The 23352-nt window shown below is 63.6% G+C and carries 23 protein-coding genes and 4 tRNA genes; 14 read left to right on the forward strand and 13 right to left on the reverse strand.

Annotated features, from left to right (window positions below):
* Nucleotides 1-23 precede the first annotated feature (23 nt).
* Both AC5Y5E_RS07485 and AC5Y5E_RS07490 read left to right on the forward strand, forming a co-directional pair.
* The gene (locus AC5Y5E_RS07485; RefSeq protein ID WP_499902346.1) at nucleotides 24-1553 is read left to right on the forward strand and encodes a long-chain-fatty-acid--CoA ligase; all 1530 of its coding nucleotides are present in this window, start codon (nucleotides 24-26) and stop codon (nucleotides 1551-1553) included.
* Entirely contained in the window at nucleotides 1546-2325 is a 780-nt protein-coding gene (locus AC5Y5E_RS07490; RefSeq protein ID WP_499902347.1) for an MBL fold metallo-hydrolase, read from the forward strand. The genes AC5Y5E_RS07485 and AC5Y5E_RS07490 overlap by 8 nt, the downstream gene beginning before the upstream one ends.
* Here AC5Y5E_RS07490 and AC5Y5E_RS07495 read toward each other — a convergent pair.
* Together AC5Y5E_RS07495 and AC5Y5E_RS07500 are read right to left on the reverse strand one after the other, a co-directional pair.
* Nucleotides 2320-3147, reverse strand: coding sequence for an enoyl-CoA hydratase/isomerase family protein (locus tag AC5Y5E_RS07495; RefSeq protein ID WP_499902348.1), 828 nt, complete (start codon nucleotides 3145-3147; stop codon nucleotides 2320-2322). The two genes, AC5Y5E_RS07490 and AC5Y5E_RS07495, sit on opposite strands and share 6 nt — an antisense overlap.
* 54 nt (nucleotides 3148-3201) lie before the next feature.
* Nucleotides 3202-3495, reverse strand: a complete 294-nt coding sequence (locus AC5Y5E_RS07500; protein WP_499902349.1) for a hypothetical protein — start codon at nucleotides 3493-3495, stop codon at nucleotides 3202-3204.
* Between the two features lie 297 nt (nucleotides 3496-3792).
* On the opposite strand from AC5Y5E_RS07500, the gene AC5Y5E_RS07505 reads away from it, so the two are divergent.
* Nucleotides 3793-4128, forward strand: a complete 336-nt coding sequence (locus tag AC5Y5E_RS07505; protein WP_499902631.1) for a WhiB family transcriptional regulator — start codon at nucleotides 3793-3795, stop codon at nucleotides 4126-4128.
* Nucleotides 4129-4176: 48 nt separating this feature from the next.
* On the opposite strand, the gene AC5Y5E_RS07510 is transcribed toward AC5Y5E_RS07505, so the two are convergent.
* The 3 genes from AC5Y5E_RS07510 to AC5Y5E_RS07520 are packed head-to-tail and all read right to left on the reverse strand — an operon-like array spanning nucleotide 4177 to nucleotide 8076.
* Complete coding sequence (locus AC5Y5E_RS07510) at nucleotides 4177-4773, reverse strand: TetR/AcrR family transcriptional regulator (RefSeq protein WP_499902350.1); 597 nt, start codon at nucleotides 4771-4773, stop codon at nucleotides 4177-4179.
* A 4-nt stretch (nucleotides 4774-4777) separates the two neighbouring features.
* Nucleotides 4778-7642: an MMPL/RND family transporter gene (locus AC5Y5E_RS07515; RefSeq protein WP_499902351.1), complete on the reverse strand. Its 2865-nt coding sequence runs from the start codon at nucleotides 7640-7642 to the stop codon at nucleotides 4778-4780.
* Complete coding sequence (locus AC5Y5E_RS07520; RefSeq protein WP_499902352.1) at nucleotides 7639-8076, reverse strand: MmpS family transport accessory protein; 438 nt, start codon at nucleotides 8074-8076, stop codon at nucleotides 7639-7641. The genes AC5Y5E_RS07515 and AC5Y5E_RS07520 overlap by 4 nt, the downstream gene beginning before the upstream one ends.
* Nucleotides 8077-8382: 306 nt before the next feature.
* Here AC5Y5E_RS07520 and AC5Y5E_RS07525 point away from each other — a divergent pair, with 306 nt between their 5' ends.
* From AC5Y5E_RS07525 to AC5Y5E_RS07535, 3 genes are all read left to right on the forward strand, one after another.
* Nucleotides 8383-9645 (forward strand): hypothetical protein, encoded by a 1263-nt coding sequence (locus tag AC5Y5E_RS07525; RefSeq protein ID WP_499902353.1) that lies wholly within the window; start codon nucleotides 8383-8385, stop codon nucleotides 9643-9645.
* A gap of 1 nt (nucleotide 9646) precedes the next feature.
* Nucleotides 9647-11302 (forward strand): NHL repeat-containing protein, encoded by a 1656-nt coding sequence (locus tag AC5Y5E_RS07530; protein ID WP_499902354.1) that lies wholly within the window; start codon nucleotides 9647-9649, stop codon nucleotides 11300-11302.
* A gap of 114 nt (nucleotides 11303-11416) precedes the next feature.
* Nucleotides 11417-12415, forward strand: coding sequence for a YVTN family beta-propeller repeat protein (locus AC5Y5E_RS07535; RefSeq protein WP_499902355.1), 999 nt, complete (start codon nucleotides 11417-11419; stop codon nucleotides 12413-12415).
* Nucleotides 12416-12543: 128 nt separating this feature from the next.
* On the opposite strand, the gene AC5Y5E_RS07540 is transcribed toward AC5Y5E_RS07535, so the two are convergent.
* Nucleotides 12544-12615, reverse strand: a tRNA-Val gene (locus AC5Y5E_RS07540).
* Between the two features lie 177 nt (nucleotides 12616-12792).
* Here AC5Y5E_RS07540 and AC5Y5E_RS07545 point away from each other — a divergent pair.
* The 4 genes from AC5Y5E_RS07545 to AC5Y5E_RS07560 all read left to right on the forward strand — a co-directional run bounded on the left by AC5Y5E_RS07545 (nucleotide 12793) and on the right by AC5Y5E_RS07560 (nucleotide 13533).
* A tRNA-Gly gene (locus AC5Y5E_RS07545) sits at nucleotides 12793-12865 on the forward strand.
* Nucleotides 12866-12894: 29 nt separating this feature from the next.
* Nucleotides 12895-12968 (forward strand) — tRNA-Cys (locus AC5Y5E_RS07550).
* A gap of 14 nt (nucleotides 12969-12982) precedes the next feature.
* Nucleotides 12983-13057: transfer RNA gene (locus tag AC5Y5E_RS07555), tRNA-Val, on the forward strand.
* A 101-nt stretch (nucleotides 13058-13158) separates the two neighbouring features.
* Nucleotides 13159-13533, forward strand: coding sequence for a hypothetical protein (locus tag AC5Y5E_RS07560; RefSeq protein WP_499902356.1), 375 nt, complete (start codon nucleotides 13159-13161; stop codon nucleotides 13531-13533).
* 42 nt (nucleotides 13534-13575) lie between these two features.
* Here AC5Y5E_RS07560 and AC5Y5E_RS07565 read toward each other — a convergent pair whose 3' ends face one another.
* Complete coding sequence (locus AC5Y5E_RS07565; RefSeq protein WP_499902357.1) at nucleotides 13576-14061, reverse strand: endonuclease domain-containing protein; 486 nt, start codon at nucleotides 14059-14061, stop codon at nucleotides 13576-13578.
* A 717-nt stretch (nucleotides 14062-14778) separates the two neighbouring features.
* On the opposite strand from AC5Y5E_RS07565, the gene AC5Y5E_RS07570 reads away from it, so the two are divergent.
* Complete coding sequence (locus tag AC5Y5E_RS07570) at nucleotides 14779-15096, forward strand: DUF3761 domain-containing protein (protein WP_499902358.1); 318 nt, start codon at nucleotides 14779-14781, stop codon at nucleotides 15094-15096.
* Here AC5Y5E_RS07570 and AC5Y5E_RS07575 read toward each other — a convergent pair.
* Nucleotides 15093-15452 carry a helix-turn-helix transcriptional regulator gene (locus AC5Y5E_RS07575; protein WP_499902359.1) on the reverse strand — a complete coding sequence of 120 codons (360 nt, stop codon included), beginning with the start codon at nucleotides 15450-15452 and terminating at the stop codon, nucleotides 15093-15095. The two genes, AC5Y5E_RS07570 and AC5Y5E_RS07575, sit on opposite strands and share 4 nt — an antisense overlap.
* A gap of 111 nt (nucleotides 15453-15563) precedes the next feature.
* Between AC5Y5E_RS07575 and AC5Y5E_RS07580 the strand changes: the two genes are divergently transcribed.
* On the forward strand, nucleotides 15564-16292 hold the full coding sequence (locus tag AC5Y5E_RS07580; protein ID WP_499902360.1) for a hypothetical protein: 729 nt from the start codon (nucleotides 15564-15566) through the stop codon (nucleotides 16290-16292).
* Nucleotides 16293-16336: 44 nt separating this feature from the next.
* Here AC5Y5E_RS07580 and AC5Y5E_RS07585 read toward each other — a convergent pair whose 3' ends face one another.
* From AC5Y5E_RS07585 to AC5Y5E_RS07600, 4 genes are all read right to left on the reverse strand, one after another.
* Nucleotides 16337-16852, reverse strand: a complete 516-nt coding sequence (locus tag AC5Y5E_RS07585) for a hypothetical protein (RefSeq protein ID WP_499902361.1) — start codon at nucleotides 16850-16852, stop codon at nucleotides 16337-16339.
* Nucleotides 16849-17181 (reverse strand): hypothetical protein, encoded by a 333-nt coding sequence (locus AC5Y5E_RS07590; protein WP_499902362.1) that lies wholly within the window; start codon nucleotides 17179-17181, stop codon nucleotides 16849-16851. The genes AC5Y5E_RS07585 and AC5Y5E_RS07590 overlap by 4 nt, the downstream gene beginning before the upstream one ends.
* Before the next feature lie 32 nt (nucleotides 17182-17213).
* Nucleotides 17214-17759 (reverse strand): hypothetical protein, encoded by a 546-nt coding sequence (locus tag AC5Y5E_RS07595; RefSeq protein ID WP_499902363.1) that lies wholly within the window; start codon nucleotides 17757-17759, stop codon nucleotides 17214-17216.
* 219 nt (nucleotides 17760-17978) lie between these two features.
* Nucleotides 17979-18581 carry a recombinase family protein gene (locus AC5Y5E_RS07600; protein WP_499902364.1) on the reverse strand — a complete coding sequence of 201 codons (603 nt, stop codon included), beginning with the start codon at nucleotides 18579-18581 and terminating at the stop codon, nucleotides 17979-17981.
* Between the two features lie 220 nt (nucleotides 18582-18801).
* Here AC5Y5E_RS07600 and AC5Y5E_RS07605 point away from each other — a divergent pair, with 220 nt between their 5' ends.
* Complete coding sequence (locus AC5Y5E_RS07605; protein ID WP_499902365.1) at nucleotides 18802-20022, forward strand: HEPN-associated N-terminal domain-containing protein; 1221 nt, start codon at nucleotides 18802-18804, stop codon at nucleotides 20020-20022.
* A 69-nt stretch (nucleotides 20023-20091) separates the two neighbouring features.
* On the opposite strand, the gene AC5Y5E_RS07610 is transcribed toward AC5Y5E_RS07605, so the two are convergent.
* Nucleotides 20092-20826 (reverse strand): hypothetical protein, encoded by a 735-nt coding sequence (locus AC5Y5E_RS07610; RefSeq protein WP_499902366.1) that lies wholly within the window; start codon nucleotides 20824-20826, stop codon nucleotides 20092-20094.
* Nucleotides 20827-21465: 639 nt separating this feature from the next.
* On the opposite strand from AC5Y5E_RS07610, the gene AC5Y5E_RS07615 reads away from it, so the two are divergent.
* A complete protein-coding gene (locus tag AC5Y5E_RS07615; RefSeq protein ID WP_499902367.1) occupies nucleotides 21466-22797 on the forward strand; it encodes an exonuclease domain-containing protein in 1332 nt (443 codons plus the stop codon).
* The last annotated feature ends 555 nt before the right edge of the window (nucleotides 22798-23352 follow it).

The raw sequence follows: 23352 nt of genomic DNA on the forward strand, positions 1-23352 counted from the left end.
AGCCGCCAAGGCACACTCAACGTGTGGAACACACTCACGCCGACGGCACGCTCGCCGGGTTGGTCGAGCGACACGCCCGGCAGCGGCCCGACGACATCGCGATCCGCTACGGCGAGCGGCAGTGGACGTGGGCCCAGTGGGCATCCCGGATTCGGCGCGCGGCCGGGGCGCTGCAGGCCGCCGGCGTGCGGCGCGGCGACTGCGTCGCGTTCCTGGACAAGAACCACCCGGCGTGCCTGGAGATCCTGTTCGCCGCGGCGTCGATCGGCGCGGTGACGACCGTCGTCAACTGGCGGCTCAGGGGCGACGAGCTCGCCCACGTGCTCGAGGACAGCCGCCCGCGGTTGCTGTTCGTCGGCGCCGAACTGCGCCCCGCGGTCGAAGCCGCGGGCGTGGACCGCGTCGTGGTGATCGACGACGAGTACGAATCCCTGCTCGCCGCAGCGCCATCCGCGCAGGCCGCCGAGGTCGACGACGGCGACACGGCGCTGGTGATCTACAGCTCCGGCACCACCGGGCGACCCAAGGGTGTGCTGCTGAGCCAGCGCGCGCTGGCCAATCACGCGTCGAACCTCGCGCCGGCGTTCCCGTTCGCCGACGGGGACGCGAATCTCGTCGCCATGCCCCTGTTCCACGTCGGTGGGATCGGCTATGCGCTGTTCGGCATCGCGGCGGGGGTGCCGACGATCATGGCCCGCGAGCCCGACGCCGCGGCGTTGATCGGGGCGGTGCGCGCCGGCGCGACCCACGCGTTCTTCGTGCCGCCGGTGATCGCCCGGTTCCTGGAAGCCGGCGAGGCGGCCACCGCAGCGCTCGCCGGGCTGCGCTACATCGTGTACGGGGCCGCGCCGATGCCGCTGCCGCTGCTGAACCGGGCGCTGGAGACCTGGCCCGAGACCGGCTTCGTCCAGGTGTACGGGCAGACCGAGCTGTGCGGGGCCGTCACGGCGCTCGGCGACGACGACCATCGCGACCCCGACCGGCCCCACCTTCAGCTGTCGGCCGGAAAGGCGGTGCTGGGCACCGAGATTCGGGTGGTCGATGTCGAGACCGGCGACGTGCTGCCCGTCGGGCAGCCGGGCGAGATCTGGGTGCGCAGCAACCAGAACATGACCGGCTACCTGAATCGCCCGGAGGCGACCGCCGAGACGATCACCGACGACGACTGGGTGCGCACCGGCGACGTGGGCCGCCTGGACGCCGACGGCTACGTCTACATCGAGGACCGGCTCAGGGACATGATCATCACCGGCGGCGAGAACGTGTACGGGCCCGAGGTGGAAAGCGTGTTGATCGAGCACCCCGCCGTCGCCGACGCCGCGGTCATCGGCGTGCCCGACGACTTCTGGGGCGAATCGGTCAAGGCGATCGTCGTGGCCACCGAGCAGGTCGACGCGCAAGACATCATCGAGTTCTGCCGACGGCACCTGGCCGGCTACAAATGCCCGCGGACGGTGGACTTCGCGCCGTCACTGCCCCGCAACGCCAGCGGCAAGATCCTCAAAACCGCGCTGCGCGAACCGTATTGGCAAGACAGGGCTCGGAATGTTTGACGCGCGGCGACGCGAGTGCGCGATCACCGTGCTCGGCGGGCCCACGACGGTGATCGACATCGCGGGGCGCCGGATCGTGATGGACCCGACCTTCGACCCGCCCGGTGAGCATGCCTACCTGACCAAGCTCGCCGGGCCAGCGGTGGGCGCCGACACGCTGGGACCGGTGGACGCGGTGTTGATCAGCCACGACCAGCACCCCGACAACCTGGACGACGAGGGCCGCTGGATGGCGCTGGCCGCCCCGCTGGTGCTCACCAATCCCGGCGCCGCCGGCCGGCTGGGCCCGCCGGCGGTCGGGGTGCCGGCCTGGGAGTCGTATGAATTATCGGGTTCGCTTGCGGTGCAAGCGGTGCCGGCGGTCCACGGCCCGGCCGACGGGCAGCGCGACGCCGGCGGCCACGTCAATTGCGAGGTGACCGGGTTCGTGCTGTCGGGCCCCGGCGTGCCCACCGTGTACCTCAGCGGCGACAACGCCTCGATGAGCGCGGTCAAGCAGGTCGCCGACCGCGTCGGCGAGATCGACGTCGCGGTCCTGTTCGCGGGGGCGGCACGCGTGCCGGCGAAGGAGAACGGCCGGCCGTTGACGCTGACGTCGGCACGGGCGGCCGCCGCCGCCGAGGTGCTCGGCGCCAAGGTGGTGATCCCGGCCCACGTCGACGGCTGGGCGCACTTCAGCGAGGGCGTCGACGAATTCGCCGCGGCATTCGATCAGGCCGGGATCGGCGGTGTGCTGCGGGTCGCGGCCCACGGCGAGTGGATCGACCTATAGCCGTCCTTCGGCGCGCAGCTCCGGGTGCACCCAGTCCGGCGAGCGGCGCTCCTTGAACGCGCGGAAGCCGTCGCGGGCCTCGGTGTCGGTGAGGCTGGCGGTCATGCCGATCCGGTCGTACAGGCCGAGGTAGTTGTCGATGCTGGCCTTGATGACGCCGCGGGCGCGCGGCGCGGTCCGACACACCTGCGCCAGCAGGTCTTTGGCGGTGGCGAGCAGCTTGTCGTGGGGCACCACCCGGGTGACCAGGCCCCAGTCCAGGGCCTCGGTGGCGGTCAGCACGCGGCCGGTGAACATCAGGTCGCGGGTGCGCACTGGGCCGATCAGCCGGACCAGCATCTGGCTGTAGTAGGTGTCGGCGAAGCCGCGGAACAGCTCGGGGACCCGGAAGGTGGCCCGCTCGCTGACCACGGACAGGTCGCTGCACAACGCGATCTGCATGCCGCCGCCCTGGCACAGCCCGTTGACCGCGGAGACGACGGGTTTGGCCGACGTGCGCACCGCGTCGAACGGCGTGACGTCCATGCCCAGGGCCGAGCCGAAGGTGATCCAGTTGTCCGTGGCTCCCCCGCCGCCCATGTCGCCGCCGGGCGCGAAGACGTCCCCGGTTCCGGTGAGCAGCAGCCCGGCCAGGTCCGGGTCCTCGTTGACACGCCCTACGGCATAACGGATTCCGAAGTACATCGCGGGGGTCAAAGCGTTGCGCGCTTCGGGGCGGTCGATCGTGCATACCGCGATCGGCCCCTGGCGCTCGAAGGTCAGGTACGGGGTGCCCAGCCAGTCGCCGTCGGGAGGACGGGGGGTGTCGTCCGGTGTCGCCACGGGGCTCCTCTCACGCGTGCGCGCTTAACATCTCGCCCCCAGACTGTAACGCTCCTAGACGAACTGCATCGTGACGGTTCCGATGGTCTGCGAGGCGTCGGCGACCAGCGTCGCCAATTGGCCCTGCAGCGTGGTCGTGGCTTCGCCCACCGGCTTGTCGCAGAAGCGGCAGTGCGTCTTGAACTGTGGCTGGTCCTCCTCGTTCGGCCAGAATCGGCGTTCTCCAGCCATTGCGCCAGGGTCGTACATGACCGACTGGTGCGGGGCCTCCTTGAGGATCCGGCCCACGGGGTGGCGTTGCGGGCATTCGAGTTTCAGCACGCCGATGCCCTCTTGGTTGGCTGCCATCGTCCACCGTCCTTGTCTGTTGGTCTGTAGCGGCTGGGACTAGTCGATCACGATTTCGGTCGGAGTGGGCGGTGCGCGTTGTGGCACGGGCTCGCCCGGCGCACCGATCAATAAAAAGGTACGGATGTGCCATAAAACGTTGCGCAATCGATGCCGAATCGCTTAACTTGGTTGCTGGGGGGATTCAGGTCACATCCACGGGCACGATGTGGCGCTCATCCCAGCATGCTCAGGGAGGCGGTCGCAGAGCTTGCGCTCGGCCGGCCGGTACGAAGGGATAGCTCGTTGCCAGGATCAATAACGGCCGTGCGGCCAATCAGTCTTGTGCCCGTGGACAGCGCTCCGCGCACCGTGGAGGCGGACGATCGCGCCTGGGTCATGAAGGCGTTGTGCCGAGAATCAGATCCCGACGAAATGTTCGTGCGGGGCGCCGCACAACATAAGGCTGCGGTTATCTGCCGTCACTGCCCCGTGCTGCGGGAGTGCGCGGCCGAGGCGCTCGACAACAAACTCGAGTTCGGGATCTGGGGCGGGATGACCGAGCGCCAGCGCAGGGCCTTGCTGAAGCAGCATCCCGACGTCGTGTCTTGGACGGATTATTTCCGCCGGCGCAACGCCCGCTCCGCCGGATAGCCGGGGCGGTCGTTTTCCTCATTACGAAATTGTTACGGCTCTCGCGCTCTACCTGGACAGCGCGGGAAGAACGAGGGTGTCGATGACCTGCCGGAAGAAACCCGCGTCGACGGTTTGTCCGTTGAGCACCCGGAACAAGCTCGTCGCGGTGAGCACGTCGGCGACCAGGGACCAGTCGCGGTCCGCGGCGATTTCGCCGCGCTCCGCGGCGCGGGCCAGGATCGTCGACATTATGCGCCTGCCCTTTAGCAACAGCAGGTCCCCGAGGGCCTCGGCGAGCTGTGGGTCGTGGGTGGCTTCCAGGGCGACGCGGAGCACCAAATCGTTGGTGATCAACTCGCTGTCGTTGCGCACCGCGCGCTCGACGACGGCGTCCAAGTCACCGGCCAAGCTGCCGGTGTCGGGGACGTCATCGGTGCACAGATCGGGCCGCCAGTAGACGAGGACGTCGGTCATCAGCGCCGCTTTCGATGACCACCGCCGGTAAATCGCGGCCTTGCCGACGCCGGCGCACGCCGCGATGTCGTCCATGTTCGTGGCGTCGTACCCGTGCTCCGTCAGCGCGGCCAGGGCGGCGTTGAGGATCGCGGGATCGCGGGACCGGTCCAGCCGGCCCTCCGTGCGCTGGCGGAGCTTCGATTCCATTGCGCTACACCCCCGTCAGTTGCGGGACGGGCGCGGTGTCACCCTCCGGCTCCGGCTCAGCGGCCTGCCTCTTCCTCATGGCGAACGTGTCCAGCGGCCACCAGAACCAGCGGCCCAGCGCGGCGGCGATCGCCGGCGTCATGAACGCCCGCACGATAAACGTGTCGACGAGCAGGCCCAACCCGATCGCGGTGCCGAACTGCCCGATCACCACCAGGTCGCTGACGATCATCGACGCCATGGTCGCCGCGAATATCAGGCCGGCCGCGGTGACCACCCGGCCGGAGGCTCCCATGCCCCGGATGATGCCGGTGTTGAGGCCGGCCGGGATTTCCTCCTTGAGGCGAGAGACCAGCAGCAGGTTGTAGTCGGACCCGACGGCCAGCAGGATGATCACCGTCAGCGGTAGCACGATCCATTGCAGGCCCACCCCGAGGATGTCCTGCCAGAGCAGCACCGACAGACCGCACGCGGTGCCCAGCGACGCGAGCACGGTACCGACGATCACCAGGGATGCCACCAGGCTCCGGGTGATCAGCAGCATGATCGAGAAGATCAGGATCAGCGTCGCGATGCCGGCGATCGTCAGGTCGATCTTCACGCCGTCCTGCATGTCGCTGTACATCGAGGCGGTGCCGGCCAGCGAGACCTTCGCAGACTCCAGCGGAGTTCCCTTGACCGCGTCGGCGACCGCCTGCTTGATGCCCTGCACGTGGCGGATCCCATCGACCGAGGCGGGGTCGCCCTGGTGGGTGATGATGAACCGGACCGCCTTACCGTCGGGCGAGACGAACATTTTCAAACCGCGCTTGAAGTCGGGGTTTTGGAAGACTTCAGGCGGAAGGTAGAAGCTGTCGTCGTTCTTGGCTTCGTCGAAGTAGTTCCCCATCATCGTGGAGCCTTCGGCGTTCTCTTGCATATGGCGCTGGATGCCCGCCATGGAGCTGTGGGTGGACAGCATGAAGTCGCGCATTCTTTGCATCGACTCGATGGTCTTGGGAAAGTCGGCGAGCAGCTGTGGCATCAACCGGTCCAGGGCGTCGAAATCGACTGTGAGGCCGGCGAATTTGTCGGAAAGCTCGTCGATGCCGTCGAGCGCATCGAAGATGGAGCGCATGGACCAGCACATGGGAATGTCGAAACAGTGTCTCTCCCAATAGAAATAGCTGCGAATGGGCCTGAAGAAGTCGTCGAAGTCGGCGATGCGGTCCCGCAGCTCGTTGGTGGTGTTCACCAGGTCGTGCGTTCGGCCATCCAAGCTGTGGGTCGTGGCCGTCATCTGCTGCATGACGCCATACATGTGCTGCATGACGCTGATCGTTCGGCCCATCTCGTCGGCCTGCTCGAGCATCGACGCCATGCTGTCGTTCATGAATTTCGCGGTTTGCAGGGTGCTGGAACTGTTCATGGCGATAACGAAGGGGATCGAACTGTGCTCGATCGGCGCCCCGAGCGGGCGGGTGATGGTTTGCACCCGCCCGATGCCGCGCTCATGGAAGACGCTTTTGGCGATCCTGTCGATGATCAGCATGTCCGCCGGATCGCGCAGATCATGGTCGGCCTCGACCATCAGTAATTCCGGATTCATGCGCGCCGGGCTGAAGTGCCGCTCGGCCGCCGTCTGCGCGACGTTCGCCGCGATGTCCGGCGGGGTGAACTTCCTGTCGTTGTAAGTCGGGACGTAGGTCGTCAGGCTGACGAAACCGATAATCGCGACAAAGGACGCCACGACGATGATGGGTACCGGCCACCTCGTCACCATCGTGCCGACTTTGCGCCAACCTCGTTCCGACACTTGACGTTTCGGATCGAAGAAACCGAACCTGGACGCGACCGCGAGTAACGCGGGAGCCAGCGTCAGGCCCGCCAGCATCGTCACCACCAGGGCGATGGCGCACGGGATGCCCATCGTCTGGAAGTACGGAAGCTTGGTCGCGGTCAGGCACAAGCAGGCGCCCACGATCGTCAGACCCGACCCCAGGATGACGTGCACCACGCCGTTGTAGGCGCTGTAGTACGCCTGCTCTCGATCCTCGCCACGGGATCGGGCTTCGTGATAGCGGCCCAACAGGAAGATGAAATAGTCGGTTCCCGTGGCGATGGTCAGCATCGTGACCATGCTGACGGCGTACGGGGTCAGACCGATGATGTCCAGGTTCCCGGCCGTCGCCACGATGCCTTCCGCGGCATAGAGCTCGAAGCGGACCAGGATCAACGCCAAAATCGCGTTCTTCAGCGAGCGATAGATGATCAGCAGCATCACGAAGATGACGCCGATCGTGACCATCGTCATCAGTTCCATGCTGTTGTGCGCGGCGATCAGCGTGTCGGTATTGAGCGCGGTGTTACCGGCCACGTAGGCCTTGACCCCCGGCGGCGGCGGGACGCTTTTGACGATCTTGCGGACCTCGGCGACCGACCTGTGGGCGGGCGTGGTGCCCTGCGCGCCGTCGAGGAAGACCTGCACGTAGGCGGCTTTACCGTCCGGACTCTGGGAGCCGGCGGCGGTCAGCGGGTCACTCCAGAAATCCTGCAGGAACTGGACATGCTTGCTGGTCTTGAGCTTGGCGACGATCTTGTTGTAGAACTCGTGCGCGCTGTCGCCGAGTTTGTCGTCGCCTTCCAGCACGACCATCGCCGTGGAGTCGGTGTCGAACTCCTGGAACTTGTGGCCGATTTTCATCATGTCTTTGAACGCGGTCGCGTCCCGAGGGGTCATGGGCACCGAGTGCCTGCCCGCGACGTCGCCGAGCGAGGGCGTGAACAACGTGGTGCCGAGCGCGACGAGCAGCCAGAGCAGGATGATCGGCACCGCCAGGACGCGGATCATCCGGGCGATGCGGGAGCGAGAGCCAGGTTCGTTACTCATACGGATTTCACCAGGCAGTAGATGAAGGGTTCGTATTCGTCGATGGTGCGGTCGTCGCGGACTTGGCCGTCGACGACGACCCGACATCGGATGTTGCGCAGGCCTTTGTCACCTTGGGCGACGATGTTGGCCGACATCGACGGCAGGGTCGTCACGATCGTGTACGACCATGGCAGCGGGGCGTGCTCGACCAGATGGGGTTGCCCGTTCTCGTCGAGGTAGTTGGCGCTGACGCTGCCCCCCGTTGGCGACGTGACCTCGTAGGTGATGTGTTTCGGGTTGAACGGTTTCGTGTCGTCGGCGTTGGCGTCGTGGCTGGAGGCGTGTGCGGTGGCTCCGAAACTGGCGCGGACCCGAAGCACGACATAGGAACCGAGCGCGACGACGACGACGAGAAGTAGCGGGATCCACACCTTCTTGAAGAGTCGATACACCCGCCATCTCCTCCCTACCGCCACCGCCGAAGTCGACACGCCGAGCCGCACCCACGCGGAACGCCAGTTCCATGCTCGGTCGGTCAGGACATTACCGCATCGCCGAGCGCGCCGCCCGAGAAGGTCGGTGGGCACTGCGGCTGTCGGTACTGGGATGCCCGGCCGGCTTGAATCCTTTGACTACTGCGGTATTTCGCGCGATGTCCCGGCGGCGCACAAGAACCGCGCAAGAATCACGCAAGGTATCAGCGACATCGTTGCGGTGACTGCTCCCGACCACCTACCGCTCGCGGGAAAGGAACCGAAATGCTCGCAAGTTCGCGCCACCCCACCGGCGGCCACGAAGCCCTAGGGCGGACATGGCGACGGCGCGCAGGCCTCATCGCGTTGACCGCGGTTCTGGCGGCCGGCTGCTCGTCGAACGATGCGACCGCATCGCACCAAGCGCCGGGTAACCCCGCGACATCCGTGCCGACCGCGGCTACCGAGATGGCGGCTCACGGTGTCGAGAAATCGATCGGCGACGTGCCATGGTCGCAAGTCGGTCCGGGCTGGATGCTCGCCACGTGGAGCCCGGCCGCGAGCGTGCCTCCCGGCGTGTCGCCACCTCCGGGCTCGCCGGCGCCCGACACGGTCCCCGTCACCCTGTACCTCGTCGACCCGGTGGGCGGTCGCTACGCGATCACCACCTTCCCACCGAAGGCTGGACCCCATGGGGTCGAGTGGTCGGGCGACGGCAGCCACGCCCTTTGGGCCTCCGCGGGTCCCGAAAAATCGACGGTGATCACCGAGCTCGACCTGCACAACGGCACCCGCACCACGTTCACCGTTAACGACTCGTCTGTCGCCACTCGCTTCACGCGCCCCGACGGCAAGGCGCTGCTGCTGACAGTGGGCAAAAAACTGATGCGGGTCGACCTGGCCGGCAATCCGCAGCTGACCTATCCGACCGACAAGCTCTCAAGTGCCTTCAACGGTCAGTACCTCTCAACCCCGGACGGCACGCAGCTGGTGCTGGGTACCGCCTCCGGCCTTGCTCTGATGGGTAACGACGGAACAGTCGGTAAGGAGCTGTCGTCTACGGGAGGAAGCTGCTCACCGGTGCGATGGTGGGACACCGGCGCGAAAACCGTCCTCGCCAACTGCACTGCGGCAAACCAGCGCGGACGGCTCTGGCTGGTCCCCATCGACGGTTCGGCCCCGACCGCGCTGACCGCGCCGATAACGGACCCGGCGTCGCACGACACCGGCGACATAAGCGCATGGCAACTGCCGGCCGGCACCTATGTCCAGTACGCGGGCGGATGCGGCGCCATCCACCTCGGCAAGCTCAACCCCGATGGCACGGTGTCCAAGGTGGCGGTGCCCAACGTCGATCCGAGTCACAGCATCTACGTGATCGGCGTCCATGGCGGCAACCTCGACCTCAAAGCCACGGTCGCCGGTTGCGGACCCGCCCAGTCGCTGCTCGAGTACGACCCCGCCGCCGGCACCACCAACGTTCTGCTGGGACCGCCGCTCAACGGCGGCGCGGTCATCAGCGCGGTGCCTTACCCGGGCGAGAAGTAGCGTGCGACCGCACCAGCGGCTGTGGCGGCGACGCGCAAACGCCACGATCGTCGCCCTTGCCGTTGCCGTCATCGGCGTCACCGCGTGCCACTCGTCGCCGCGGTCGACGCCGGCGCCCCAACAAACCGTGCTGCCGCTGGGCGGTCTCAACCACCCCGCCGGCGTCGCGGTGGATACCAACGGCGCGGTGTATGTCGCCGACAGCGGCAACCAACGAGTGGTGAAGTTGACCCCCGGGTCGAACAGCCCGACGGTGCTGCCGTTCACCGGGCTCAACTACCCCGACAGCGTGGCGGTGGACAAAGCCGGCGCCGTCTACGTCACCGACGACCACAACAACCGGGTGGTGAAGCTGCCGGCCGGGTCCCACACCCAGACGGTGTTGCCGTTCACGGGCCTCAACGGCCCGGACGGCGTGGCGGTGGATTCGGCCGTCGCCGTGTACGTCGCCGACTACCTCAATGCTCGGGTGGTCGAGTTGGCCGCCGGGTCGACCACCCAGACGGTGCTGCCATTCACCCACCTCGCTCTCCCGCGCGGTGTCGCGGTGGACGGCGCGGGCACCGTCTACGTCGCCGACTTCGGCAGCAAGCGGGTGGTGAAGCTGCCGGCCGGGGCGACCACCCAGGCCGTACTGCCATTCGACGGCCTCCAAGGCCCGATCGGGGTGGCGGTGGACACCGCCGGAAGGGTTTCTGTCACAGACTATTTCAACAACGCCGCGGCGACGTTGGCGGCCGGATCGTGCACCCAGACGGCGCTGCCGTTCACCGGCCTCACCGGCCCCGAGGGTACGGCGGTCGACTCCGCCGGAAATGTGTATGTGGCCGACGGCCAAAACAACAGAGTCGTGAAGCTCTCGTCGGCGCGGTCACCGGCGCCGCCGGCGTGCCGGCAGACGGTGCTGCCGTTCACCGGCCTCGACGATCTCTGGGCCGTGGCGGTGGACACCGCCGGCAATGTCTATGTCGTCAATAACACCTCGGGCAACCACCACAACCGGGTCATCAAGCTGGCGGCCGGGTCCAACACCCAAACCGACCTGAGGTTCACCGGCCTCGGCTTCCCCGAGAGCGTGGCGGTCGACACGGCCGGCAGCACCTACGTCGTCGACAACAAAACCAATCGAGTGTTGAAGTTGGCGCCAGACTCCAATACCCCGACCGTGCTGCCGTTTTCCGGTGTCGGCCCGCGCGATGTCGCGGTCGACGCCGCGGGCGATGTATTCGTCACCGACTACCGCAAGAATCGGGTGCTGAAGTTGGCCGCCGGGTCTAACACGCCAACTGTCCTGCCGTTCACCGGCATCGGCGACCCTGGCGGGCTTGCGGTAGACACCGCCGGCAATGTCTACGTCGTCGACTTCGACAAGGTCATGAAGCTGGCGGCCGGGTCGAACACGCCAACGGTCCTGCCGTTCACCGGCTTCAGCCGAGTCGGCGGCCCGCACGGCGTAGCGGTGGACAAGGCGGGCGCCGTCTACGTCGCCGACTCCGCCAACAAGCGCATCGTGAAGCTCGCGGCCGGGTCGAACACCCAAACTGTGCTGCCGTTCGCCGGCCTCGGCGAGCCTTGGGGGGTGGCGGTGGACACGTCCGGCGCCGTCTACGTCACCGACCGCGATAACGCCGAGGTGGTGAAGCTGGCGGCGGGCTGATGTGTCAAGCAAGAAACACGCAAGGCGCCCACCGCAGCCTTGGCGTGACTGACCACAACAGCCGCGCCATCGCGCATCCCAGCCCGGACATGTTCGGCGGAAAGGAAAGCAAATATGAAGAACGCAATAATCGCGGCGCTATCCATCGCGACCGCCGCGACAGCGCTCGTGCTGCTCGCCGTTGCCACCATCGGCGTCACCGGATGCAGCAAGACGCCGCCGACTTACCGGGTTACCGCCACGGTGCCCGTCGGCAAGTGGGCGTCGGGGGTGGCGGTGGACCCGGGTACCCACACCGCCTACGTCACCAACGTCGACGACAGCACGGTGGCGCTGATCGACGGCTCGACGCACACCGTCGCCGCCACCGTGCCCGTCGGCAAGAGTCAGGACCCGGTCGGGGTGGCGGTGGATCCGGGCACCCACACCGTCTACGTCATCAGCGCCTATAACAAGGTGACGGTGATCGACGGGTCGACGCGCACCGTCAGTGCCACCGTGCCCGTCGGCGACCACCCGACCGGGGTGGCGGTAGACCCGGGCAGCCACACCGTCTATGTCGCCAACAGCGGCCCCGCGCTGCCGGTGTCGGTGATCGACGCCTCGACGCGCACGGTCGTCGGCACTGTGCCCGTCGGCACGCACCCGGTCGGGGTGGCGGTGGATCCGGGCAGCCACACTGTCTACGTCGCCAACCAATTCGACAACACGGTAACCGTGATCGACGCCTCGACGCGCACGGTCACCGCCACCGTGCCCGTCGGCAACCGCCCGGGCGAGCTGGCGGTGGACTCGGGCACCCACGCCGTCTACGTCGCCAACGAAAGCGACGGGACCGTGTCGGTGATCGACGCCTCAACGCACACGGTCAGCGCCACCGTGCCCGTCGGCAAGCAGCCGGACGGGGTGGCGGTGGATCCGGGCAGCCGCACCGTCTACGTCGCCAACAACCGCGACAACACGGTGTCGGTGATCGACGCCTCGACGTGCACCGTCACCGCCACCGTGCCCGTCGGCAAGCACCCGGGCGGGGTGGCGGTGGACCCTGGCACCCACACCGTCTACGTCACCAACGGCGGCGACAACACGGTGTCGGTGATCGAACCTCGATAGTGGTTGCGGCCAAGGGCTCGCCGGCGCAACGGATTGTCTTGTCCGCCAAGGATCGTGGGTGTACCAAGAATTGGACGGATCCAACCAATCACAGAGTGCACAAGCCGTGTTCGTGCAGGTCAGCAGGGTGGTCCCGGCTGGGATCGAACCAGCGACCTTCCGCGTGTGAAGCGGACGCTCTTCCACTGAGCCACGGGACCCGGCGCCGAGGGGCGGACGACGTCGAAGGGTAGCACGAATCGCAGAGCGCCGAACTCGCCGCGTGCGTCGCCGGCCGCGCTAGCCTAGAGCCGCAACGTAACCAAGAGATTTGTGCGTGCCCGCTCAGGTGGACTATCGTCGTCCTTCGCGACGGGCGACGATCTCGCCCGTTGCGCGCGGACGTAGCGCAGTTGGTAGCGCATCACCTTGCCAAGGTGAGGGTCGCGGGTTCGAATCCCGTCGTCCGCTCGAAGGTGCAAGTGGCATCAATCCCCAGCGGTGGAGTGGCCGAGTGGTGAGGCAACGGCCTGCAAAGCCGTGCACACGGGTTCGATTCCCGTCTCCACCTCCAAGTTTTGTCCCCAGGCGCGATTAGCTCAGCGGGAGAGCGCTTCCCTGACACGGAAGAGGTCACTGGTTCAATCCCAGTATCGCGCACCAGAGTTCTTGCAGCTCAGATACTGTAGTTAGAACTACTCATCAGTGGTCATGCAATAAGCATGCAATAGCTCCTCGGGGTAACCGTATATAAGGAGACACAAATGACCACAGCAGAAGCCGTCTCGTACGACCAGCTCACCGAGGACCAGCGCGAGCTAATCGACACCCTCGTACGCACCCAGGTCGAGCGGAACCGGATGAACGCACGACTGGCCCACGTCCCGCTCCCCCGGGGTTGGGACACTGACGAGGAATGGAGTGACAGCGGGCGGGAAATCTACGGGCCCCCGCTAGACGGCGTCCAGCCCTACGTGCAGCAGTATCCGGACGGCACGTTTGGCGACGAGATGGTGTACGTCTCGGTTCCCAAAAAGGTCGCGCCGGGGATGGGGTGGGAGCTGTTCCCCGATGAGGCGTTGGAGCTGGCCCAAAAGTTGATCCGTGCGTGCGACGAGATTAGGCGCGTCGCGCCTTAGCGACATGAAAACGACCCGCCAAATGGGGAGTGAGGCGGGTCGCTAAAAACATGATAGTCCCAACGGCGTTCGTCCCGTTCTGGGTCTTTCAATCACGGCACCGGCAGGGGGGTTGGCCAGATATGCCCGTGCCTTTTGCACCCACTCGGCGTCTTTAATGTCGTCAATGCGTCCGACACGATAGTTGCACCTCCGGCATAGCATTCCCCGCACACACCGCCGACAGCCCTTCCTCGGGCCACCGCAGTGGGAGTGGTCGTGGTCGACTTCGAGGATTTTCCCCTCAGCAGGGGGATCTTCGCAGATCGCACACAAACCGTCCTGCGCTGCGATTAACGCGTCACGCTCATCCGCGTCAATTCCGTACTTTGCCTTCAAGTTGTTCCCGGCATAACCATTTTCCGATGAAGGTTTTTTGTAATGGTCCTGGCACATTCCCCGCGCGTAGTGGGGATTGTCGCATCCTTCGATATCGCAGCCCTGGTAATTATGCCGGCGAATCGGAACATCCATTCTTCCCTCTCGCATACGGGCGTAGTGGGTGCCGCAAAACTTCCCCGACCAGGCCGTACGGTCGCAACCCTTCGCTTGGCACAGACTCGGCGGGCATTTCCCTTTGGCCCGAAGCGACAGGTTGTAACAGCTCTTGCACAGGTCTTTTGCATAAAACGGACGATCGCAGTTCTGTTTACCGCAAGTCCTAATCGCTTTTGAATTACGCACGCTATTGTCCGTTCGATGGTTAATTGTGATTCTGCCGAAAAACCCTGGCGCGCACAGTTGGGGAAACCCGGCTTTGCATCGGTGTCAGCCCTCGCGCCCTTGAAGGGGACCACCCCCAGGCAATAGGACGGCTTTGCCAACACTCGATCAACCGGCCGAATTAGTGGACTGACCTGCATGGATAGCTGGATGCCTAATTTGCCCCGATAACGAAACTAGTTGGGGTTATCTGTGCCACCTGTCTCAGGAGTGGCGACCTTCTGACCTGTGCCTTTGGGGTCTCGTATGGGGTGAAACCCATTGTCGCTGGTCAGGGCATTGCGAATATCGTTAGCTGAGGTTCGGTCAGGTGATGCACCGTTAAGGGCTGACGCGTTAGCTGAGGATATTCGTCTTGGTGACCACGACGCCGAGATGCGCGAAAACGACCACTCCGTCCCTATCGATGTGCCTAAGCTATTCGGCGTCTTAGCAGCGCTTACGCAAGGAACAACGATGTTTCGTGTGCTAATAGGAGCGGTCATGGCAGCCGCTATTGCTGTCCCCTCGACCGCAGGCGCCAGCCTGGGACCGATCCCACATCCAAATGATGTACCGCGGCCGCTGGCCAACTGCCCGCCCGGCTACTACGAGAACAGCTACGGAACCTGTGTCGAAAGGCCCGACCAGAACCCAAACAATCCGACCGCTGTTTGTTGCGATGGCAGCGAATCCCACAGCCAACATAGGAGCGGGACCTGTTCTCACCACGGTGGCGTCTGCCGGTGGAACGGACTGCGTCCGGGCTTCTCCGACAAACCTGACGAATCGCTCAGCGCCCGGTCTCATGGCCTGGACTAACCTCGCCTACGCGCTTCTTCCAGCCATTTCTCAACATCTTCACGCCGGTACTTCACCCGTCTACCCAGCCTGAATGATTTGGGGCCGGTACCGGAGTATCGGAGGTATCGCAGCGTGCCGATCGGGATCTTGGTGATCGCGGAGACTTCGGCCGTCCCAAGGATTTCGTCGAACCCGTGGACAGGCAATGAGGCCGACTGACTCTCGATCGACCTCGCAACCCCGGCCGCGGGATTCCGCGTCATCGTGCTTTGGGCGATGGATAGCAGCGCGTAGGTGCTCGCTAGCTTCCACGGCGAGACATGGGCCTCATCGATCCGATTCGCCGCTTGGACCGCCTTGTCGTACCAGTTCACCAGTGACCCTCCTTATCGCGGATGCCGTCGACATGCGCCAGTCTGACGACGTTTCGAAGCACGTACGTGTCGGCCACAAGCCATAGACTGAGCGCGGCAGATTGGAGCCGCATGATTACCGCGCGCGAGCTGGCCGCCGAATGCGACGTCGATGTGAGCGACGTGCTGACGGCGCTCACCGAGATGCACGAACTAACGCTCGGACCTGATAGTGGTGTGCGAGAACACGCTGCCAACCAAATACGTGAACGATTTCGCAATCAGAAGCACCGCGAAGTAGGGAGCACCCCGGCAACGGGCTTGGCACGAGATGAGCAACTGCAACGGCTACGTGACAAGCTCGCGAGTAATACGGGCCATCCTTCAACGCCAACTGTCAACTTCTCCGTGACACCATCGCGCCGGCCACGCAAGAAGGAGCGCGGATGGCGCCCAGGCGACGCTCCTCTCCCGAAGGTAGTCAAAGCACTAGCAGACCAGATCGTCGAATGGAATTACGCCCCGAAACGCCCCACTGGTGTGATCTTCGCCGACGAACTCGCCACGGCGCGCCAACGACAAACCGAATGGGCCAAGCAATGTTTTGAGCAAGGAGTACTACTCAGCGACGAGATAATCGTCGGCTGGGTCAGGGCCTTCCCAGACATGGTGCTGCCGCCCCGCGAGGTAATCCGACTTGCTGCTGCGGGCCTGACGCCACAGGGCGCCAAGCTCCGCCTATGGTACGGGCGGTGCAGGGATGACCGGCCAATGTTGTTGGACCAGATTCGCATGGGCGACATCTCGGTCGAACAGGCGGTGGCCGATGTGATGGAGTACGAGCGCGGACAGGGCGGTTAGGCGACCGAACGCCAGACCTTAGCTCAGACCTGAGAGAGCAAGTTCTAGTCGACGGCCGGCGGGGCACTAACCGTCGGGATATACATCGGTTCAGTCCAGCGGTCGTGTGTGACACCGTCCACGGTCACGCGCCACCGGTACAACTGGCCGGCGTCGAGCTTTATCCCAGTTTGGAATAAGAGCAGTATCTGCGCCTTTGGTCGGATGACATTGGCAGGGATCTCGAAGCCTCGCAACTCGGTAGACCCCAGCGGATCGAAACTCGCGACTCGCACCGGGAGCCGTTTTGCTTGGTCGTCGGCCGCATTTGGCGCACCTGCAAGTTCTACGAGCGTTCCGTCACTGGTTTCGAGCGAGAGCTCAACCGCGGGGCTGTAACCAACGAAGTTCGGAGCGAAGGTGACGGTTGCCCAGGCGACAAACGGTGCAGTCAATCCAGTATCCGGATTCACGCCGAAAATGGTGATTCCTGCGCCAACTAGGGTCACCTTGCCGTGTTGTTCAACTCCGTAGTCAGCGAGGACAATCCGGACGTGAGCAGACTCCGCGGCTTCACTCATGCACTCAGTCGTCGTGCAGAGCCGACCAACAAATCCTCATCATCGAGCGTGACCTCTTCGGTCGAACTGAAGGTATGGGCGAACACCAGTCGACCGTTTAGCTCAGCGGGAGTTGGGATCGTCGCTGAGATGATTCGGCCCACCTCGTCTGCCGTAGCGGATCGGTAGTAACCGCTGTCAAGAATTTCGCTCGTAAGGTGCCCCTGTTGGTACCAGATTCCGTCAGTATCAAGTATTTCCGCCTTGGCGAAAAAGAACTCTTGCGACCCGCGGGGTGCATCTGTGTCCACACGGATAAGGCTGTCGAGTCCGTCTGTGTAGTACTGCATGGGTCTCGGCCTTCCTTCCCTAGACTCTCAGGTTAGAGGACGGGGGTATCGGGTGGTATGGGTACTTGAGCGTAGGAATGATCCCGCAGTTGCCGGTAATACGACCGCAATGCCCACGGAGTGTCCCGGTGACGTATCGCTTCGTACCACTCGTGCGTGAACACGGTGGCTTGTAGCGAGGCCGGGGTATGTATCTGCAGCTCAAAGCGGTCCCCGTTGGGCGATGCTAGGCGCTCGTTTCTGCCCCTGTAGCCCGTTGCCTCCCATCCGGTGCATTGAACGACGTGCAGGTAGCCAGCAGTAGTCAGCGCCTCGCATATGAGGGTTCCCGCATGCCAGTAGTCTTCATCGGAGATCACCGCGGTATAGCGAAGTACGTCGAAAATCCTCGCAATAACCGTTACGGCGTCGTCGGATCGCTTCCGGATGAGAAGCATCTTGTCCGTGAGTGAGCTCTCGGTCTTGATACAAGAGTCGAGAAGAGCCATTGCTCCCCCGCGAGCCTCGACGATGTCCCGTACCTCGGGCGTGACTGTCAGCTCGGCAGCTTGCGCCGCCGCTATCGCATTTCTGGCCACTGCGCGCGCATTGGCATGCCACTGTTCATCCCCCTCGCCTTCCGCGGTAGTCACTACAGATGACCCCGCACCGGCGAGCGCACCATCCACCGAACATGCGCAAAGCGGGCTGGATCACCGACGGGGCACACGGTGATCAGGTTACGACGGGCCGCCCGACGGAGAGATAGGTGCGGACCGACAAACTATTCAGACACGGATGGTGGAGCGGAGGGGCGGTTAGTCACCGGCCTCAGTCTGCTCCGCAAGTACCCGGTATACCGTCGCTCGACTGACGCCCAGCGTCGTGGCGATAGTGCTCACCGCCTCTCCGCTAGCTTGCATCCGCCGCGCTAAATCCGACTTTGACTTGTCGAGCGCCTTGGGACGCCCAATGTGCTGACCCCGCGCCCGACGTGCCTCACGAGCAGCCGACCGACGCTCCCGACCAAGCTCTAACTCAAGCTCAGCCAGGCTGGCCAAAACCCCGGCTACCATCCGACCTGTGGCATTCGCCGTGTCGATCCCCTCACGAAGTGAACGGAGCACGATATCCCGCTGCCCCAGGTCACGAATGGTCGCCATCACCTCGGCAGCGTTGCGCCCAAGCCGGTCGATCCCGACCACAACGATTGCGTCGCCCGGTCGGGCGTAATCCAGCAGTGCGGCGAGTCCGGGCCGCTGCTCGCGCGTTGACGTTCCCGACAGCTTGTCACTGTAGACGCGCTTCGGGTCAATCCCGGCCGCGGTGAGCGCATCAAGCTGTTGATCGAGCGACTGGTGGCCGGTCGAGACTCGGGCGTAACCGATCTGAACACCCGTTGGGGCGGTAGCAGTGGTCATACCTCAATTGTGTCTCAAAAGTCTCAGAAGCGCAAGTATTGAGACCCTAGTTTTGAGGCAACTTTTGCGACACCACCACATGGGACTTCCCGCCGCCCAACGACACCTAGGGAGATCGTCTCATTACTTTAGATTTGAGACACGCGTGGACCCCTAAGGGGGCGCGCGACGGCGTAGCCGCACATGCTTCGATTAATTCGTGAGCCTTTGTCTTAGACACGTGACCGATGCGTGTCTCGCGCAACGCCTTGAAAAGTTTGTCAGCGAACACGACTGTCTTGTCTGCGGCAAGACGCCCGCACGTACGAGTGCGCCGTTCGCGGTTCCAATTGAGCAGCTCATGGATGTTTTGACCGAAACGGTGCACCACTTTTATGCAGACGCGACCTCCGTGCTGCCGTGGGACAGCGAGGACGGTTCGCTTGTTGGACCGCAGATGGACACGTGGGAGGTCGTTTCCGACCTGGCTGACGGCGCGTTCGAGGACGCTTACAACGATGACATCATCGAGCTGATCAGCTCAAATATTGGATACGGAATCTCGTGGACTTCGTGGTTTGCGGACGCTGACACAAGCGGCGTGGAATATGCCTGGAACCAGTTCATGCAAACTGCGATGCACCAGTCTCGAATGGTTGTCGGACTCGGCTCACCCGCCGATCCGCCGGGCCGGCTGGCCGACTTCCTAAATTCGGTCCTTCTGTACGTGACGTCGGACTTAGGCCTCGTCAAGCAGGTGCCTGCCGGGACAGAGTTCTACCGCGGCCGCTTGTGCGAGGACGCGACAGACATCAAGCGGCACAGTCATGACCTCGGGCCGGCTCCGCCGGAAAGGGCGAAGGCCGCGAATCGGATGTCGCCCGCAGGCGTCGCCCTCTTCTATGCGTCCGGCGACCCACAAACGGCGTTGGCCGAAATCGCTGGTCACGGTGTTGAGCCTCTAGCTGTCATCGGGAAGTTCACAAACGCACGTGAACTTCGAATCTTGGATCTGACGATGTCGCCCAGAGCAATATCTCCGTTTTGCCTAGAGAAGCGTGATCACGCACGGATGGGCCGGTTTCTCTCATCTTTTGTCAGTTACATCACCGCGCCGGTGATCCCTGACGACCGACAGCATGTGGAGTACGCCCCAACGCAGCTGTTGACCGAGTATCTGCGATGGGTGTCCGAGCCGAAGCTCAACGGGATCGCGCTACCGAGCGCACAGACCAAGAAACGTACCTACGTCCTCTTCTTCGGTCGGTCGGACTGCGCCACGCTTGGCGACCCAGCTAATGATGAAGTGAGTGACCCCTTCGACCTAGACGCCAAGCCTGTGCTCGTGCTTGATCCGGAAGCGGTTACTACGTATCTGGTCCAGCGCCAGTACTCAGGCATCGAGGCTGGGCCGTTCAGCCGGGCCGCGCCGCCTTGGCCGGGCGGGCAAGAGAGCCGGTGAACAATTGCGGCGTGGTCGTAGTAGATGGCGATCCACACGACGGGCGCCGCGGAGGTCGAACTGTGGTGCCTACGGAATGGGGTGTACTTCTACAACGATGTTGGTTCCTGCTGGTGACGCACTAAGGCTGGCTGACGTCGCTTGGCCGGTGCCGTCCCATGCCCACTCACTTGCTGCAGGCGCGTACAGACCAAGCCGAGTGAGTTCGTCGGCCAGTGGTTGGCATGTTCGTAACGTGCAGAGGGCTATCTCAAAGACAAATGCCGAAGGCATGGATCGGCCAAACCAAGTGTTCTCGCCGGATTCCATGTACTGACGGAGTTGCTCGGCAGCCCTGTTTCGGTTGGGCAAGCCGTCATTGTGTGTGCCGCCAAGACTATTGGCCGCTACACGCAGAACACTCTCAACGGAGTATTGAACATCATTCAACGTGAGGCCGATGGGGTGAGCTAGGAAATCCGTCCGCGTTAGTTCGAGCACTTGATCCCCCGGTACGGAAGGTTCGCCACTCATTAGACCGCCGCGCATGGCTGCGCCGACGGTTACGCGCTCAATCTCGGGATGGGCGGTATGCATCGCTGCCCATGCCGCGTCTGACTCGGCCGAGGGTCGATGTGGCTGCGGCTCGACGACCCGGAACTTGGCCTCCAATGAGGTCGCAGCACAGGCATCGTCAAGAAGGTTTTCGAGCAAGATTTGACGTAGGAGTCCAGAGACTCTGAGCAATTGGTACTCGGTGGGGTTGTTGTCAAGCTTCTGCCTGATGTCGATGAGCGTCTCTACGAACAGTTGCTCAACCTTCACGGCTTGGTCCTTGGGCGACACATCAGAATTCGAATAATGGCAACTACAAGCATGTCATTCGGTGTGTCGCCGGTAAAGCGATTTAGGCGTCCGATGTGGCGGCTGTCTGTCTATCCTGATTGCGCAGATGAACACGCTTGTTTTCGGCGAATCTTCCAGCGCCCGCGGATACCGTTTTGCGCGGAAACAGGCTTCGCGGATCACAAGATTGAGGGTCTCTAAGTGTCGGCAAGCTCATCGCGGCGCAAGCACAACTCGTCATCCTCGGGAGGTGGCGCTGTTGTCTTGCTTTTGGCGCTAGGGTTCTGCACATTGGCGTGGCCTTACTGGCTCGGTACCTATCTCGCCGTACACATGGGTGCTGACAACCCGTCCGCCGCCCGATCAGTCGTCGGGTGGGTCTTCGAAGTCCTTTGGCTTGGATTCTTGGCCGCGGCGCTTGTGGGTTGGATCGTTAGCAAGTCTCGGCGAAACGCCCCGAAGTCCAACACCGACGTTGCATGGCCGCAACCACCTATCCGCCCACCTGTTGGTATTCCGCCAGCAGCGATGGGTCGGCGCCGCCAACCATCCATTCCCTGCGTTCGTCTCACTCGCACGGTCACGCCTTTTCCGACCACTAACGTCACGTTCACAGTTGTGGACCTCGAAACAACCGGGTTGGACCCCGATATTGACCGAATCGTTGAGGTTGGGCTGGTCAAGTTCTCCGCAGACGGGAGAACAATCGATGAGTTCGCGACGCTGGTAAATAATCCTGGCTCGAGCCCCGAAGCCGTCGCCATCCACCACATCCGTGATGCCGATCTGGTGGGTGCACCGCGGATCGAAGTCGTGCTCCCGGAGGTGTTCGCGTTCATGTCCGGGACTGTCCTTGTCGGCCATAACTTCTCATTCGAGGACGGGTTTTTGTCCGCGGCCGCACTACGGGCGGGAATTCCCCTGCCCCGTGTAATCGGTGTCTGCACGCTCGATACATGCCGCAATCACCTCGACGGCAGGGCCTTCAGCTTGCCGGCGATGTACAAAACTGCGACCGGTGAATGGGCCCACGACAGGCACACAGCGTTGGGTGACGCGCGGGCTGTGAAAGAAGTTCTGCTGTGGCTTCTACGCAAAGCCCCCTCTGCTATGTACTTCACCCGAGACCCGCGCGGTGGTCCGCCCTTGGTAGTACCTGAGACCTGTCAGATCCGTTGTCGCCCAGTGCCCCTCGTACGCGCCTCGATGGACGATCTTCTGGCATCGTTTCCGCAGTCACCGAAGCCCCGCAAGGGAAACGCACAAGCCGTCCAAGACTACAAACGGCTACTCAACACATCGGTCGAAGACAGCCGACTGACTATGCAAGAGGCTTCTGATTTGACTCGATTAGCCATGGCGACAGGTCTGACCGGCACGCAACTTCGGCAGCTTCATCGACAGGCTTGGGACACTGCCTTCGCGAACGAGAAGGATGTGCCCTGGTCTGCTTTGACACCGGTACGGCGTAGGGAGATGTATCTACTGGCCGACGCTCTCGGACTCGCCGACCTCGCGAAGAAGCTCAACGCGGTCATTGCCGAATGCTCAGAGCCAGAACCGCCTCCCGAGGCAAGGTACTTGCGCGGGCTTCGAATCGCCATCGTGGGCGATGACACGGAGATCGTCGCGCTACGCGCACGTGCCGAATCCTATGGGGCGAAGCTGGCGGTGAATGTCACGAAAACCGTTCAGTGGCTCGCCACTACGACGCCTGACGTCCAAGAATCTCGACATGCGTCCGCGCGCAAACTGGGCATCCCGATCCTCAGCCCCGGAGATGCGTTAGCTCGGCTGAACGAAGCAATCCACGAAGCAGAGCTGAAAGCTTACGAGCGCCAACGGGAATTAGATGAGTTCGAAGCTATGCGGCGCCAACGCGAGATCGAAGCAGACACCTACTGGCGGCCCGTCTGGCGGAAGTCCGAACTTGTCGGAATGGTGAGCTGAGCTTCGGAATGGCTAACCATGTAGGAGCCCGGCTCAGCAATGAGCACCTCTGATAGTCGGTTCCCAAGCTGAGATTGCGGGTCGATACGCCGACCTTCCGCACGTGGGTGCTACCTTGGCCGGACAAAATGCGAGTAGTTCCCCTACCCAAAATGCGGTCTAGCGCGTGTCGTTTACAGGTGATGAGGTCCTTCTGCGGTACCGTGAACCACTAATCGTCTAGTCCCCTTTTGCCTTTTGGCAGGTACGCGGCCTAAATCGCTGTCGCGATTCCCTCTCCGTTGCGTCTACCTGGCGCTCATGATTCCCCGGCATGCCTCGTCGCTAAGGTCTGCCGGGACAAGACTTCACTGTTTCAACCGCAGTGAAGGACGTACCGCCGGGTTCGTCCACCAAGCCGGGATTCCCCGGCTTTTTTTGTGCCCCCGTAACGGTCGGCACCGTCCCCACCGTCACACAGGAGGTTCCTATGACCCACGACGCTGCCATGCTTTTGGCGGTTGTGGCCATAAAGTATGCACCGCTGTTCTCCACGGCGGTGCTGTGCCCAAGCGA

Source organism: Mycobacterium sp. NGS54 (assembly GCF_059812465.1).

Bases quoted from the DNA above. Each gene is read 5' to 3' on its own strand.
- AC5Y5E_RS07490 (WP_499902347.1), top strand. From the start codon at position 1,546: ATGTTTGACGCGCGGCGACGCGAGTGCGCGATCACCGTGCTCGGCGGG.
- AC5Y5E_RS07500 (WP_499902349.1), bottom strand. From the start codon at position 3,495: ATGGCAGCCAACCAAGAGGGCATCGGCGTGCTGAAACTCGAATGCCCG.
- AC5Y5E_RS07510 (WP_499902350.1), bottom strand. From the start codon at position 4,773: ATGGAATCGAAGCTCCGCCAGCGCACGGAGGGCCGGCTGGACCGGTCC.
- AC5Y5E_RS07515 (WP_499902351.1), bottom strand. From the start codon at position 7,642: ATGAGTAACGAACCTGGCTCTCGCTCCCGCATCGCCCGGATGATCCGC.
- AC5Y5E_RS07525 (WP_499902353.1), top strand. From the start codon at position 8,383: ATGCTCGCAAGTTCGCGCCACCCCACCGGCGGCCACGAAGCCCTAGGG.
- AC5Y5E_RS07535 (WP_499902355.1), top strand. From the start codon at position 11,417: ATGAAGAACGCAATAATCGCGGCGCTATCCATCGCGACCGCCGCGACA.
- AC5Y5E_RS07560 (WP_499902356.1), top strand. From the start codon at position 13,159: ATGACCACAGCAGAAGCCGTCTCGTACGACCAGCTCACCGAGGACCAG.
- AC5Y5E_RS07565 (WP_499902357.1), bottom strand. From the start codon at position 14,061: ATGCGAGAGGGAAGAATGGATGTTCCGATTCGCCGGCATAATTACCAG.
- AC5Y5E_RS07570 (WP_499902358.1), top strand. From the start codon at position 14,779: ATGGCAGCCGCTATTGCTGTCCCCTCGACCGCAGGCGCCAGCCTGGGA.
- AC5Y5E_RS07580 (WP_499902360.1), top strand. From the start codon at position 15,564: ATGATTACCGCGCGCGAGCTGGCCGCCGAATGCGACGTCGATGTGAGC.
- AC5Y5E_RS07585 (WP_499902361.1), bottom strand. From the start codon at position 16,852: ATGAGTGAAGCCGCGGAGTCTGCTCACGTCCGGATTGTCCTCGCTGAC.
- AC5Y5E_RS07590 (WP_499902362.1), bottom strand. From the start codon at position 17,181: ATGCAGTACTACACAGACGGACTCGACAGCCTTATCCGTGTGGACACA.
- AC5Y5E_RS07600 (WP_499902364.1), bottom strand. From the start codon at position 18,581: ATGACCACTGCTACCGCCCCAACGGGTGTTCAGATCGGTTACGCCCGA.